At 49.5% G+C, this 13,360-nt stretch carries 13 protein-coding genes; 5 read left to right on the forward strand and 8 right to left on the reverse strand.

The features are described from left to right. Window positions 1-2: 2 nt before the first annotated feature. The 4 genes from HMY34_RS04360 to HMY34_RS04375 all read right to left on the reverse strand — a co-directional run bounded on the left by HMY34_RS04360 (window position 3) and on the right by HMY34_RS04375 (window position 3,113). Window positions 3-596: a DUF3841 domain-containing protein gene (locus HMY34_RS04360; RefSeq protein WP_202718084.1), complete on the reverse strand. Its 594-nt coding sequence runs from the start codon at window positions 594-596 to the stop codon at window positions 3-5. 129 nt (window positions 597-725) lie between these two features. Continuing rightward, on the reverse strand, window positions 726-1,460 hold the full coding sequence (locus tag HMY34_RS04365; RefSeq protein ID WP_202718085.1) for a hypothetical protein: 735 nt from the start codon (window positions 1,458-1,460) through the stop codon (window positions 726-728). Between the two features lie 182 nt (window positions 1,461-1,642). Further along, entirely contained in the window at window positions 1,643-2,374 is a 732-nt protein-coding gene (locus HMY34_RS04370) for a hypothetical protein (protein ID WP_202718086.1), read from the reverse strand. A gap of 256 nt (window positions 2,375-2,630) precedes the next feature. Further along, a complete protein-coding gene (locus HMY34_RS04375; RefSeq protein ID WP_202718087.1) occupies window positions 2,631-3,113 on the reverse strand; it encodes an Ig domain-containing protein in 483 nt (160 codons plus the stop codon). Window positions 3,114-3,301: 188 nt separating this feature from the next. On the opposite strand from HMY34_RS04375, the gene HMY34_RS04380 reads away from it, so the two are divergent. Together HMY34_RS04380 and HMY34_RS04385 are read left to right on the forward strand one after the other, a co-directional pair. Next, window positions 3,302-3,709 (forward strand): ParB N-terminal domain-containing protein, encoded by a 408-nt coding sequence (locus HMY34_RS04380; protein WP_202718088.1) that lies wholly within the window; start codon window positions 3,302-3,304, stop codon window positions 3,707-3,709. Between the two features lie 57 nt (window positions 3,710-3,766). Beyond that, window positions 3,767-6,724 (forward strand): AAA family ATPase, encoded by a 2,958-nt coding sequence (locus tag HMY34_RS04385; RefSeq protein ID WP_202718089.1) that lies wholly within the window; start codon window positions 3,767-3,769, stop codon window positions 6,722-6,724. On the opposite strand, the gene HMY34_RS04390 is transcribed toward HMY34_RS04385, so the two are convergent. Beyond that, on the reverse strand, window positions 6,684-7,493 hold the full coding sequence (locus HMY34_RS04390; protein ID WP_202718090.1) for a hypothetical protein: 810 nt from the start codon (window positions 7,491-7,493) through the stop codon (window positions 6,684-6,686). The two genes, HMY34_RS04385 and HMY34_RS04390, sit on opposite strands and share 41 nt — an antisense overlap. A 212-nt stretch (window positions 7,494-7,705) precedes the next feature. Here HMY34_RS04390 and HMY34_RS04395 point away from each other — a divergent pair, with 212 nt between their 5' ends. The 3 genes from HMY34_RS04395 (at window position 7,706) to HMY34_RS04405 (ending at window position 9,956) form a co-directional block, all read left to right on the forward strand. Further along, window positions 7,706-8,110, forward strand: a complete 405-nt coding sequence (locus HMY34_RS04395) for a DsrE family protein (protein ID WP_202718091.1) — start codon at window positions 7,706-7,708, stop codon at window positions 8,108-8,110. 122 nt (window positions 8,111-8,232) lie between these two features. Beyond that, on the forward strand, window positions 8,233-9,714 hold the full coding sequence (locus tag HMY34_RS04400; protein WP_202718092.1) for a S1C family serine protease: 1,482 nt from the start codon (window positions 8,233-8,235) through the stop codon (window positions 9,712-9,714). Further along, complete coding sequence (locus HMY34_RS04405) at window positions 9,711-9,956, forward strand: hypothetical protein (protein ID WP_202718093.1); 246 nt, start codon at window positions 9,711-9,713, stop codon at window positions 9,954-9,956. The genes HMY34_RS04400 and HMY34_RS04405 overlap by 4 nt, the downstream gene beginning before the upstream one ends. Here HMY34_RS04405 and HMY34_RS04410 read toward each other — a convergent pair. From HMY34_RS04410 to purF, 3 genes are read right to left on the reverse strand one after another with little or no spacing between them, the layout of a single operon-like run. After that, on the reverse strand, window positions 9,953-11,134 hold the full coding sequence (locus HMY34_RS04410; protein WP_202718094.1) for an O-succinylhomoserine sulfhydrylase: 1,182 nt from the start codon (window positions 11,132-11,134) through the stop codon (window positions 9,953-9,955). The two genes, HMY34_RS04405 and HMY34_RS04410, sit on opposite strands and share 4 nt — an antisense overlap. A gap of 3 nt (window positions 11,135-11,137) precedes the next feature. Further along, window positions 11,138-11,851 (reverse strand): L,D-transpeptidase, encoded by a 714-nt coding sequence (locus HMY34_RS04415; RefSeq protein ID WP_228287977.1) that lies wholly within the window; start codon window positions 11,849-11,851, stop codon window positions 11,138-11,140. After that, the gene (purF, locus tag HMY34_RS04420; protein WP_202718096.1) at window positions 11,787-13,292 is read right to left on the reverse strand and encodes an amidophosphoribosyltransferase; all 1,506 of its coding nucleotides are present in this window, start codon (window positions 13,290-13,292) and stop codon (window positions 11,787-11,789) included. Before purF ends, HMY34_RS04415 begins: the two co-directional genes overlap by 65 nt. Between the last annotated feature and the right edge of the window lie 68 nt (window positions 13,293-13,360).

Raw genomic sequence — 13,360 nt, forward strand, 5'->3', positions numbered from 1 at the left:
ATTTAGCGGGCAACAAAATGTGTCACATCCCGCACATCTTCCAAGCGCAATTCCCACATGACACCTTGAATGCTTTTGTCAGCCATGGCAGTGACAAAATAGCGATCTTCCCACGCAAGATCGAAAATCCTTACCCAACTATCCTCGATCCGGCTACGCCACTCCTGAGGCAACAGTGACAAGCTTTCGCGCCACAAACCTGCTTTACTTAAAGCCTTATCAAACTGCTTTGCATCCCGCCCTGATCTGCCAATGTAGCCATTATTCAGCGGTATATGCCATAGGAGAAAATCTGATAGCAGTACACGATTTTCATCAATATCCAATTCCAGCCTAACCGCTGAAGTACCCGGCATCAAATATCCGCGAGAACACAAATCCGGCTTGGTTTTTTTTACCCCATTCCATTGAGACCAGACCCAAATCGGTGCCTGCTCATCGAACGAGGAAGGTTCTGAACGCAACGCCAGTTGCTTTGCCATCCAGCGATAAGCCACAGGCCAAGCATCACAAACGTAAGGAAAGCTTGTCCGCCACACACCTTGAGCTTGAAGCGTTTCCCATATAATGGGTTCTTGAATTGTCCAGACTTTCATAGTGAATCAAAAATTCCTGCCATAAAATAAATACCACCGAAAAAATGTGTTAACCATTCTGGCATAATCATGACATTTTCCTCTTGTATTTATACTCCCTCCAAACTTGGAGAGGGTATTTCAATGAACTTACAGACTTGATTCAGGGTATTTGTAAAGCTTCCGCTTCCAGCTATCCCGACTAGGATTCACGATAAGTTCCCAGCTAACATCATCTCTAGCCTTATCAGCATCGAATTGGCTTTGTGTCATACCATCAGGAATAGTTGGTCGAGTAATATTGCCGTTTTTACACACATCTTTATTACTAGAGTCACCATTAATGTCCAGCTTAAATCCAGAAGGGCAACTAGCAGATCCAATTCTCGTCGTATCAAAACAACGAATGCCATCACTAACACTATCACCGTGATTGTTAACAGGACAACTAACTCCCTTTTTAGGGTCATGGTTGCTAGGGTATGCTTTACCGTTGGGGAAAACATAGACTTTTGCCACGAACCTATCCCTATAACCGGAACCACCATTAATATCACGTGTGAATGCCGATACTGGCGGATAACTGGGAGGTGGAGGTACCATAACAGAAGGAACAATAGGAAATGGTAGCAATGGGTTCTTACATCTATCCTTTCCGGGCGCATCAATCATTTGAGTATGGAATGGGTATGATGTTGGTGGGCAAACAGATGCCCGAACATACGTCTTACTGCATTTCAAATTTGTATTGCCAGCCGAGCGTTCGACTGAATAACCAGACGGGCAATACACGCCGCTTTCCTCAGTCGCTAACGCAGGGTTGCCGTATAACATAAACAAGACAGCTCCAGCGCTTGATAGTTTAAAAACAGTTTGTGTTTTCATTTTCAATTCCTCACATCATATTTCAATCAGATTTATTTAAAACGACAACAAATTTCAGATAGTTAAATTACTAATAACCGAGAAATTTATGCATCAGAACTTTTATTGTTTTAGGTATGCACACCTCTTTTAAAAGAGATGTGCTTTTTATAAAAAATCTCAGCAATAAATGAAAAGCATTATTATTTTCTGGACTCAGGATACTCCCATTGTTTACGTTGCCAAGTATCTTTACCACTTTTTGTTTGAAGAACCCAGCTAACATCTCGCTTATTTTTATCATTCTCAAACTGACTTCTCGTCATACCTTTTGGAATGGTTTTTAACGTAGAACTTCCGACACGGCAACGATCTTGATTGCCATCAAAATCTCTTTTCATTTCTTCATCAACATCACAAACTGCCTCTTTTGGTTCACCATCACGTACAAAACAGCGAATTCCCCTATTAGTAGAGTAGCCATCATAATTAGCAGGGCATCTCACACCTTTAGATTTATTATGATTAGCAGGATAATTATGCCCATTAGGGAATGCGAATTCTTTAGCTACAAATCTATCAGCATCCCCAGAACCACCGTTAATATCACGAACAAATGCAGATACAGGGGGATAACCAGGCAAAGGAGGAGCCATCGCAGAATCTACTGATTGCCCTACAACAAGCACATCGCACTTATCAATACCTGATGTTGTCCGTAAAATAACATTTAACGGGTGACTAATAGGAGGACACACTGTTGGCAAATAATATTTTTTATAGCATTTTAATTCTTCGTTATTAGAAGAACGATTTACGGTATAACCAGACGGGCAACTAACACCATCCTGTTCTGTTGCGTGTGCCGCATTACCGTATAACAACATTACCGCAGCACAAGCCATGGAAAGTTTAAAAACAATTTGCGTTTTCATGTTAAACTCCTTATGTTACATATAAACTTAAGCACTTAGCATCATTTAATAATCAAGAAAGCTTTACTCTCGACTTGCTCTACTTGATATATTAAAATGAAATTTCTGCACTATATTATTATCTTGTCACCGCTTACTGATTAAGCACAAATAATAGATGTATATTTTATAAACAAGCCTTAAATTTGCGTGCATCCCCATGTTTTAATCTTTCGAATATCAACATGGAGAATGCACAAAAACTTGATTCTGCTATTTACGAATCATTATCTCTAATCAATTTTATTTTTATAGCTTCCAAACGCCTTGACTCACCTGTGGTTCCCGCAACGCCACCATTGCTTGTCCAATTCAACCAACCTTTGTTGGCAACATGTGCTTTATATCGGATAATCCAACCGGGACACTTGCTTAATTGAACCTTGAAGGCTTCAATTTGCCTGCCATCTCCAGTTGTTCCTGCAGTCGCCCCATTACTAACCCAACTCATCCAGCCAACACCAGCGGCATACACCTGATAATTCACTGAACAGGAGCTTGGTAAATCTTTGAGAGAAACTTTAATTGCTTCTGCCCGTCTGCTCTCTCCTGTTGTTCCAGAAGTTGCACCATTACTAACCCAATCCAACCATCCTTTCTGAGCAACATGAGATTTGTAGGAAACATCAGCCGCATGGAGTTGAGAAACTCCCAATAAACCCACTATTAACAAGCAGGACTTCAATGCATTAATATTCATATCACATTCCTTAATTTAATAAAAATGTCTAAAGTTTTATCCACGATAACAGTCAGTTTGCGTTTTGCTTTGCTTTGTTTACCGTGTTGCAGCCAGTTTACGTAGAGGTCCAAATCCAGTCATAAAAATGCGGTAAAACTTTGGTAAAGTTGCTATAAAGGTATGCGAAACCACCACTAGGTAAAATCATGGCAAACCGGGGATCAACGCGAATTCTCTATTCCGCACCAGATGAGCATGGAAACGTGTCTTACTGGTATGCGCAGACACTATGGCGTGCTACCGAAGGTGTACTTGTTACGCCAATAGCATTGAATTCGCTAGAACTCTTGGATGAAGTGGTGTGGTTTGGTGGCCCTAACAATCGGCAACCAACTATTCGGAATGTCGCTGAACACGCGAAAGATATTATCAATGCTGACCTGTCTTACCCGATCATTGTCGTGCGCGGTGGTGATATTCTTGACGGTGCGCATCGAATTGCGCGTGCCTATATTGAAGGCAAAACAAACATTGATGCTGTCATTATAGAAAAATACCCAGAACCTGATGGCGTATTGGCAGAGGGTGAAGTTGCGCCGCTGCCTCATGAATAGAGCAAAACTTCGGTAAAGTTGCTATAAAAGTAAGGGACAGCCACCAACGGAAGCCACATGCCCAACGCACTACAATTCGACCCCAACAACCAGTCTCTGCACAGTGCCAGTGGCTCGCTCCAACTGCCGCCCAAAGCATTTGCCATCCTCGACTACCTGCGCCAACGCCCGCAGCAGCTCGTGACCAAAGAAGAACTACTCAGCGCCGTCTGGCCCGGCTTATTCGTCACCGATGCTGTGCTAAAAGTCACCATTGGTGAACTGCGCAAACTGCTGGTCGATGACCCCAAACAACCGCGTTATATCGAAACCATCCACCGCCGTGGCTACCGCTTCATCGGCGAATTACCGTTGCTGGATAGTATGCCCCCTCCCCTGCCTCAAGTAGTTGCCAGCACCCCACTATCCGGGCGCGAAACCGCCTTAAACCACTTACAACAAACCTGGGCAATCGCCCAACACCGGCAACGCCAAATCACCTTCGTGCAAGCCGAAGCCGGGTTTGGCAAAACCACCCTGCTCCACCACTGGCGTTCCCAACTTCCCGCCACAGCCTTGCAGCTCTCAGTACAATGCCTCGACCAATACGGACAAAGCGAACCCTACCAACCGTTTCTCGATGCGTTAACCCAGTTAATCAATAGCCCCCAGCAAGCCGCCATCATCACCTTGCTCCGCCAATATGCCCCCACTTGGCTGGTACAGATTCCCGCCCTGCAACACCCCGAATTCACCACCCTGCAAGCCGAAGTATTCGGCGCGACGCAAGGGCGGGTATTGCGTGAATTTGCCGAATTTGCCGAAACGCTCAGCCAACAAACCCCATTGCTATTTCTGATTGACGATTTACATTGGTGTGATGCGGCTTCGGTAGAATTGCTGGCAGTTCTCGCGTATCGCAGCATCCCAGCACGGCTTATGGTCGTCGGCAGTTACCGCCCTTCCAACGTTGCGCAACACCTGCCGCGCCTGCAAGCCATCGTCAGCGAACTCACCCTCAACCGTAAATGCCACACCCTGTCACTGGAAACCCTCGACCGTCAGGCGCTGCAAACCTACCTGTTCGCCCACTTACCCAGCACCTTGCACCATGACTGGCTAGTTACCCTGTTCGCCCAATACACCGAAGGCCATCCGCTGTTTCTGCACGCGGCGTTAGAACACCTCAAACCTCACCTTGATGACCCCGCTAACATTCAGCCGTCGTGGTTGGAAACCTGCATTTCCGGCGGCTTAAAACAACTGCTGGCACTCAAAACCACCGCACTGGGCAAGCAAGAACTCGACCTATTGCAAGCCGCCAGTATTGCCCCCGACCATACCAGCGCCGAAAGTATCGCCGCGATTCTGGAACGCGATGTCCTCAGCATCGAAGACACCTGCACCCACTTGTTGCAACAAGCGTTCTGGCTCGTGCCACACGCCGAACAACATTGGCCAGATGGGACAATTTGCGACAGTTACCGCTTCCACCACCAACTGTACCGGGAGTTTTTGTATAACAGCCTCGCCGCTGCCCGCCGTCGCCATTACCACTTGCGCCTCGCGAAACGCTTGCAGCTTGCCTATCAACCGCAACTCACTCCGATTGCCAGTCAATTGGCTTACCACTTTGAAGCGGGCGGTGATACCCAGCAAGCGATCCATTTCTGGCAACAAGCCAGCCACCTTGCCAGCCAGCGGTTTGCTTATAACGAAGCCATCCAGCATCTGGAACATGCCATCACCCTCTTGTCCAAGCAAACGGTGGATAGCGTAACCCGGTTAACGCTATCAGCACATTACTGCACCTTGCTGCTTGCCAGCGGACGCTTGGGGGACGCTATCCACGCCTACCAACAACTGATTGCGGATAGCCAGCAAGCCAATGCAACAGCCACACACGTCCATGCCCTGCTGGGGTTGGCGGGAGCGCTGTTCTGGATTGATCGTCGGCAATGCCTACAAACCGGGCAACAGGCCGTTCGTATTAGCCAAACTTGCAATGACCCCACACTGGCAATCCACGCACGCGGTAAACAAGCGCATTGGGAAGCCATTATCGACGGCTACCGCCCCGAACACGCCGAGGCTTACGAACAGGCGTTACACATGGCGCAACACAGCCCTGACCCGCACCTGAAATGCACCCATCACCTGCTGTACATTTACTACCTAACGATTCGTGCCGACTATACGCGAGCAGGTGAGATGGCGCTGACAACCCAAGCACTTGCCAGAACCGCTGGGGATGCCAACAACTACCTAGCCAGCGTATTTTTTCACGCTTGGGCATTATTTTACCGAGGGGAATGGGGCGCAATGCTGGACACGATTAACCAAGCCGTGCAACTGGCGGACAAAAATGACTACCCCTTTTGGAAAGTGCATTTCTATTTGCAACAAGCGTGGCTGTACGCCCAGATGGGTGATTATGTGATGGCTGCTGCCATTTGCCAGCCGATATACGCCCAAACCTGCCAGTTGCCGGGTAAAACCAGCGCCTATTTCTTCAGCCTGACCATTTTGTTACAAGCCTCCACCGGGTTGGAGCAATGGCAAACGGCACAACAACAAGTCGAGGAAATCCACACCAGTCTGGCACAAGACCCGCAAGCGATTGACTGGGTATTGCGGCTTCCCTTACAACAAGCCCTGACGGAATACTGGCTGCAACGTCAGGCATGGCAAGCCGCACAAACGAGCGCTGAACACCTGTACACACTGGCGCAACAGTCAGGGGAACACACCTATCTGACCCTAGCTGACAGTTTTTTCCTGCGCATCCGGCAAGGTTCACCACAACCCGTTACTGTCGCTATTTCATCCACTGAGCAGGCTCGCCCGGAAACACCCGTTGCTACCTGGCAATTACTCGCGCTGCAACACCAATACCCCGCAGCGGCAACCCACTTGCGCGGATTGCTGGCAAGCTTACACGCCTACCCCCAACAGCAAACCACATTGGCACAACACCCCAGCGTTAGCCGCATTTTCACGCTTGCTCCCAGCGAAACCGCGTCTGTGGGTGGATGAACAGGTAATACACCGCCAATACCGCGCTGTACACCAAGACCCCCAAGTAAACCATCCAGCTCAATTGATGTTCAGGTGCAACGTTACGCCCATGTTCCCATAACGGCATCAGCAAAATCGCGTCATACGCCAGAAATCCCAACAACTGCCCCCGTATATTTCCTTGCACCGCTACCACAAATCCATGAATAAAATAAGCCGCCGCCCCTAACGCAATACAGCCAAACACCACGGCTGTCTGCGCCGAAAGAGGCCAAGGAAAAATACCGGGGTAATCCATGATTAAGGCGATACCGACCGCAATGAGTACGAGTGCAAATAACAAAAATGATCCGCTCAGCAGAGCCGGAACCGGGCGGTTATCGCTGAACGGAACCTGCCGCGCCCGCACATACAGCCACGCATTCAATAACACCGCCAGCACACAAATGCTGATCAACATAGGGACGGAAACCCACTCACTCAATTCCTCACGAAACCACCAGACCAGTACCCCCAGCAAGGTATAGTTCACCGCAAAATCCAGTGCGCCTGCTTTCACTGCGGCGATTTCTTGCGACCAGCCAATCCAGAGAATCGGCACAGCAATAGCTGCCATAATGGCGGCGAGGAAACGGTACGACAACCGGCTATCAGGCCAAGGCCATAACGCTACCACCCACGACCATTGCGCAATAAATCCAACGCACAGTAACAGCAGCACAAACCCAACAGCCATCAACAAGCCTCGCGCCAAAACACTGGACATAAAATGCAATTGCTCATTCATACACACTCCTTCGCTAACGCTTTATGATTTCTCGCTCCTAACACTAGTAGTACAGATTCAGGCTACGCACAAAAAAACTTGCATCTGACCAACAGTCCGATTCACCTGACCAAGCCACATTAATAGTACGAAAGTAGCATTGCCCATTCGCCTCGCCGCCCTATCATTAGCGTTATTGAATTCCAGAATGTATTTAACCGCGAGATCCCACCATGGATAATTACCTGATAACCCAACCTACCCCGCGCCACTACGTGGTCATTCTCGCCACCGGCAATGAAGACGCAGGCAAACGCGCCACCCTCGCTTTTTCAACCGCCTGCTCTGCGATGGCAATGGACATGAATCCACACGTTTTTTTAGTCGGGGATGGCAGTTTCTGGGCTTACGAAGGCCACACGCACGGCATTCATGCGCCCGGTTTTCCGCCGCTCGAAGAATTAGTCAGTAACTATTTAGAACTCGAAGGAAAATTATACATCTGTTCCGCCTGTGATCAGGTGTGCAGCTTATTACCGGATCAAGATCACCTGCCCATCAAACGTACCGGGGTAGAACCGCGCGGTTTAGCCAGTGTATTGCACTACACCGTCAACGGCGCTTCCATCACATTTTAAGGATGATTCCCGTGAGCCGCTTACTGCCATTCCTATGCGTTTTTTACCCACAGAAGTCTACTAGGGTTCACGTAAATGCTGATATGATAACAACCATTCAAGGACGAATGGCAGGGCAATAAATGTTTAAAACAAATACACTACACAATAAAATCCACCACTGCCTTTACACCTTATTCATCCTTTTCAGTTTAACGTATTCGCTAATTTCTCATGCTGACGTTGAAATCACGCCAGACCCGGCGGCCTCGGTGGTCGAAATCACCGTCCATACCCGCCAATACGATGCTGCCTCACCCTGGAATACCACGTGGAAAAGCTGGATTGCCACCGGCTTTATTGTCGAGGGCAACCGCATTCTCACCACTGCGCAACTGGTCGACAATGCGGTTTATATCAGCATCCGCCCCAACGATAGCACCAAAACCTTTGAAGCCGAGGTAGACAATATTTCGCACGAAGTCAATCTCGCGCTCTTGACCCTCAAAGATGAAACTTTTTTCGACAAACGCGCCCCGTTAGCACTGGGAGACTTACCCAAACCCGAAGAAAAAGTCAGTTTGTATGGCTACCCAGTCGGTGGCAATAAACTCAGCATTACCGCAGGCATTGTTTCGCGTATCGAATACCAAACCTATGCGCACAGCGGCCTTACCTTTCAAGCAATACAAGTGGATGCGGCAGTCAACAGTGGCAGTCTGGGCAGCCCCGCACTGGTGGATGGCAAAGTCATCGGCATCGTCTCCGAAATCACCCCGGAAATTGCCGAAACCCCCACCGAGAATATCGGCTACCTGATTCCTGCGCCGCGTATCAAACAATTACTCGACGATTTGCGCGACGGCACACTCGATGGCGTTCCCGAATTGTGGGTAGATTACCAATTCATCACCAACCCCACGCACAAGCAATACTACCGTTTGACACCCGACCAAACCGGCATTTTGATTAACCAACTTTGTGCCAATAGCGATGCGGCACTACTGCTCCTGCCCGATGATGTCATTACCGCGATTGACGGCAAACCCATCACCGAAGCGGATTTTATTCAAACCAATGGCAAGCAATACAGCAATTTCCAACACCACATCGACTTGCATCAATTGAATGACATTGTAAGTCTCGACATTATCCGTGATGGCAAACTCGTTAAACAAAATGTTGATCTAAACAAAAAATCGTTATCGAAAAATCGCAAAGAAAGCGTCCCCCGTTATTTCATTTTTGGTGGTTTTGTTTTCCTAGCCAGCCGTAAACTGCCCGAATGCGTACCCGCCACCGAAGACGAAACCGGTGCGCCACCCACCGAAGCCGACACCGTGGAAATCGTGCAAGTGCTTCCTTCAGCAAATAATATTGGTTTTCATGATGTTGCCCCCATGACTATTAGTACCGTCAATAGTGAAACATTCAGTAGCTGGACATATTTCCAATCGTTAGTAAAAGACGGCTCTCAAAAAAACATCGTCTTGGAAAACGACACCGGCTATCAGATAGTCATTAACCGTCAAGTGGCCGAAAAGGAACATGACGCTTTGTTAGAAAAATACCGTATTCCCAAAACACAGCCTGATGATATGGCTGAAGAAGAGGCTGAACCATGAGCTGTGTACTCCCCCCCGTGTGCGTATTCTGCCAGCATTTTCTGGAGAATGATCCCGATCGCGAATGCCAAGCTTTTGAGGAAATACCGAACATCATTATGGATGGCAAATGCGACCACACCGAACCTTACCCCGGTGATGGCGGCTACCGCTTTCAATTGATTCCTGAAGAATTAGAGACTTTTTTAGAACTGAACGAGGTAAGGCGAGAATTCAAATTTCCCGCCTTCCGCTTGCCTTAAAGCGCATCCAAGCCGCGAGCCAGATCACGTTGAATATCACGCACGCTCTCCAAACCCACTGATACCCGCAATAAACCGGCAGCGATGCCTGCTTGGGCTTTTTGCTCAGGGGTTAAGCGCCCGTGGGTTGTGGTCGCAGGGTGCGTAATCGTGGTTTTCGCATCCCCCAAATTCGCGGTAATGGAGAGCATTTGGGTGGCATCCACCACTTGCCAAGCGGCTGCCTGCCCACCTTTCACGATAAAGGACACGATGCCGCCGAAACCGCTTTGCTGCTGTTGCGCCAGTGCGTGCTGGGGGTGCGATACCAACCCCGGATAATGTACCCGCTCAATCGCCGGATGTGCTTCTAACCATTGCGCCAGTTGCAGGGCATTCTCGCAATGCGCCTTCATCCGCAGGGAAAGCGTTTCCAAACCCTTCAGGAAAATCCACGCATTAAACGGACTCATGGTCATGCCACCATTGCGCAACACACCGTAGACATCCTTGCCGACGCGCTCCTTATCACCGACTACTGCACCGCCTAGCGCCCGCCCCTGACCATCCAAATACTTGGTGGCGGAATGCACCACCATATCCGCCCCTAAATCCAAGGGGCGTTGCAAAGCCGGGGTACAGAAACAATTATCGACCACCAACAAACTGCCATGACGGTGCGCCAAATCCGCTAATTCACGAATATCCACAATTTCAGTTAACGGATTAGCGGGCGTTTCCACGAACAATAAGCGCGTATTCGGTTGTAACGCCGCTTCCCAAGCCGCCATATCGGTCAATTCGACAAAGCTAAATGCCACCCCGAATTTACCAATGATGTTCTGTAACAAGAGCGTGGTCGTGCCAAACACCGCACGGGAACACACCACGTGATCCCCCGCTTTCAGCAAACCCAACATCACCGCCAAAATCGCTGACATGCCCGACGCGGTAGCCACACAGCTTTCACCGCCTTCTAACGCCGCAAGACGTTCCTGAAAATAGCGCACCGTCGGGTTAGTGAAACGCGCATAGATATTACCCGGTTCAGTTCCACCAAACCGCGCTGCCGCTTGCGCCGCACTGCTGAACACAAAGCTGGAGGTGGGGAAAATCGCTTCCGAATGCTCGCCTTCATTGGTGCGTACATGCCCGGCACGTACCGCCAGTGTTTCAAATTCCCACTCAGTATGGTTCAAAATTTATCCCTCACGTTTTCGCGTAATCACCACCAAGGTGTCTTCGTTCACGCGGTTGAACAGGTCGATCACATCGGCATTGCGCATCCGAATGCAGCCGTGCGAAGCCGGATTCCCCAGCCTGCCTTCTTCGTCCGTGCCGTGAATGTAAATGTAACGCTCATACGAATCCACCTCGCCGCCTTTATTGACACCCGGCTCTAAGCCATCCAACCACAGAATGCGGGTGGTGACATTATCGGCGGTACTGCGCTCATCCGCACCCGTCAGAATTTGTGCAATGCGCCCGGTATTTTGCCGCGCTTTGAAGATTGCCCCCAACGGCGCACCATCGCCCAACTTTTGCGCCACGCGGTGTACACCTAGCGGGGTTTGCTGGCTACCTTTGACACTCCCCAAACCGCTGGTAGCAGTGGAAATCACCCACTCATTCACCGCCTGCCCATTTTCCACCAAGATCAGCGTTTGCGCGGTGGCATCCACCACCAATACCCGTGCGGTGGAATAGCTGGGGAAATCCCGTGCCAACGTCGCAAGCAGTGCGGTGAAACGTTCATCACCAGCGGGTGTTGCCACCTCTGCTACGGGCGCAGGCAGTGGTGGCGGCAAACTTAAAGGCGTCACTTCTGATTCAGCCATCAATGCCCCACTGCTAATCGCTGTTGCAAATATCAATGGCAACCATATTTTTTTCACGGTTTGTTTGTTGTTCGTCATTTCGTAAAGCCTCTAATTCAGCAAAATAGTCACCGTTTTCCCCGGTGGCATAATGCCCGGTGAATACCGAGCAATCGAAAGCTTTCAAGCGCGGGTTGCCCTTACTCACCGCTGCAATCAAATCTGGCAACGGCAAATAGACCAAGCGATCCACACCGATGGCTTGCGCCACTTCCTCTTCGGTACGCCCGTGCGCAATAAGTTCCTTCGCAGCGGGCATATCAATCCCGTAAATATTCGGGAACTTGATCGGCGGGGAAGCAGAAGCAAAATAGACTTTTTTCGCCCCGGCATCGCGTGCCATTTGCACAATTTCCTGCGACGTCGTGCCGCGCACAATGGAATCATCCACCAGCATCACATTTTTGCCTTTGAATTCTAACGCCAAGGAGTTGAGCTTTTGGCGCACCGATTTTTTGCGCTTCGCCTGCCCCGGCATAATAAAGGTACGCCCAATGTAACGGTTTTTAATAAAGCCTTCGCGGTACGGCACACCGAGGGTATACGCCATTTCCAGCGCCGAAGTACGGCTGGTATCGGGAATCGGAATCACCACATCAATGTCATTATCCGGCCATTCACGCATGACGTGTTCCGCCATTTTGCGCCCCATGCGCATCCGCGCTTTGTGCACAAACACATTGTCAATGATGGAATCGGGGCGGGCAAAATACACGTATTCAAAAATGCAGGTGTTATAGCTGGGGTTCTGCGCACACTGGCGGGTGAATACCTGACCGTCAGGGCGAATGAAAATGGCTTCACCCGGCTCAATATCGCGTACCAAGCGGTAGCCTTGCACATCTAAAGCCACGCTTTCGGAAGCCAGCATGAATTCTTTGCCATGCGGCGTTTCGCGCACGCCGTACACCAAGGGGCGAATGCCATTCGGGTCACGGAAACCCACCAAGCCATCACGGGTTAACATTGCCACCACGGCATACGCGCCTTTGCAACGCCGATGTACCCCTTCTACTGCGGCAAAAATATCGCCCGGCGTCACGTGCAAGGCATCTTGGCTCAGCAATTCCTGCGCAAACACGTTTAGCAGGATTTCAGAATCGGATTCGGTATTGATCTGACGGCGATCCTGACGGTATAGCTCTTTTTTCAGCACGTGCGCATTGGTCAAATTGCCGTTATGTGCCAACGAAATACCGTAAGGGCTATTCACATAAAATGGCTGGGCTTCCGCTGAAGACGATGACCCCGCCGTTGGGTAACGCACATGCCCTATGCCCATATTGCCTTGCAGCATCGCCATGTGACGTTCATTGAAAACGTCTTTCACCAAACCGTTGTCACGGCGCAGGTACAATTTTCTGCCATCGCTGGTCACAATCCCTGCGGCATCTTGTCCACGGTGTTGTAAAACCGTCAGACCATCATAAATGGCCTGATTGACAGGTTCATGACCGATAATCCCGATAATTCCGCACATACCAACCCTTCCGGTGAAACGAAAACGTCATATTCTAACCCCGTCAAAACAAAACAGCCATGCACGAT

It is taken from the genome of Thiothrix subterranea, assembly GCF_016772315.1.
Classification (GTDB): domain Bacteria; phylum Pseudomonadota; class Gammaproteobacteria; order Thiotrichales; family Thiotrichaceae; genus Thiothrix; species Thiothrix subterranea.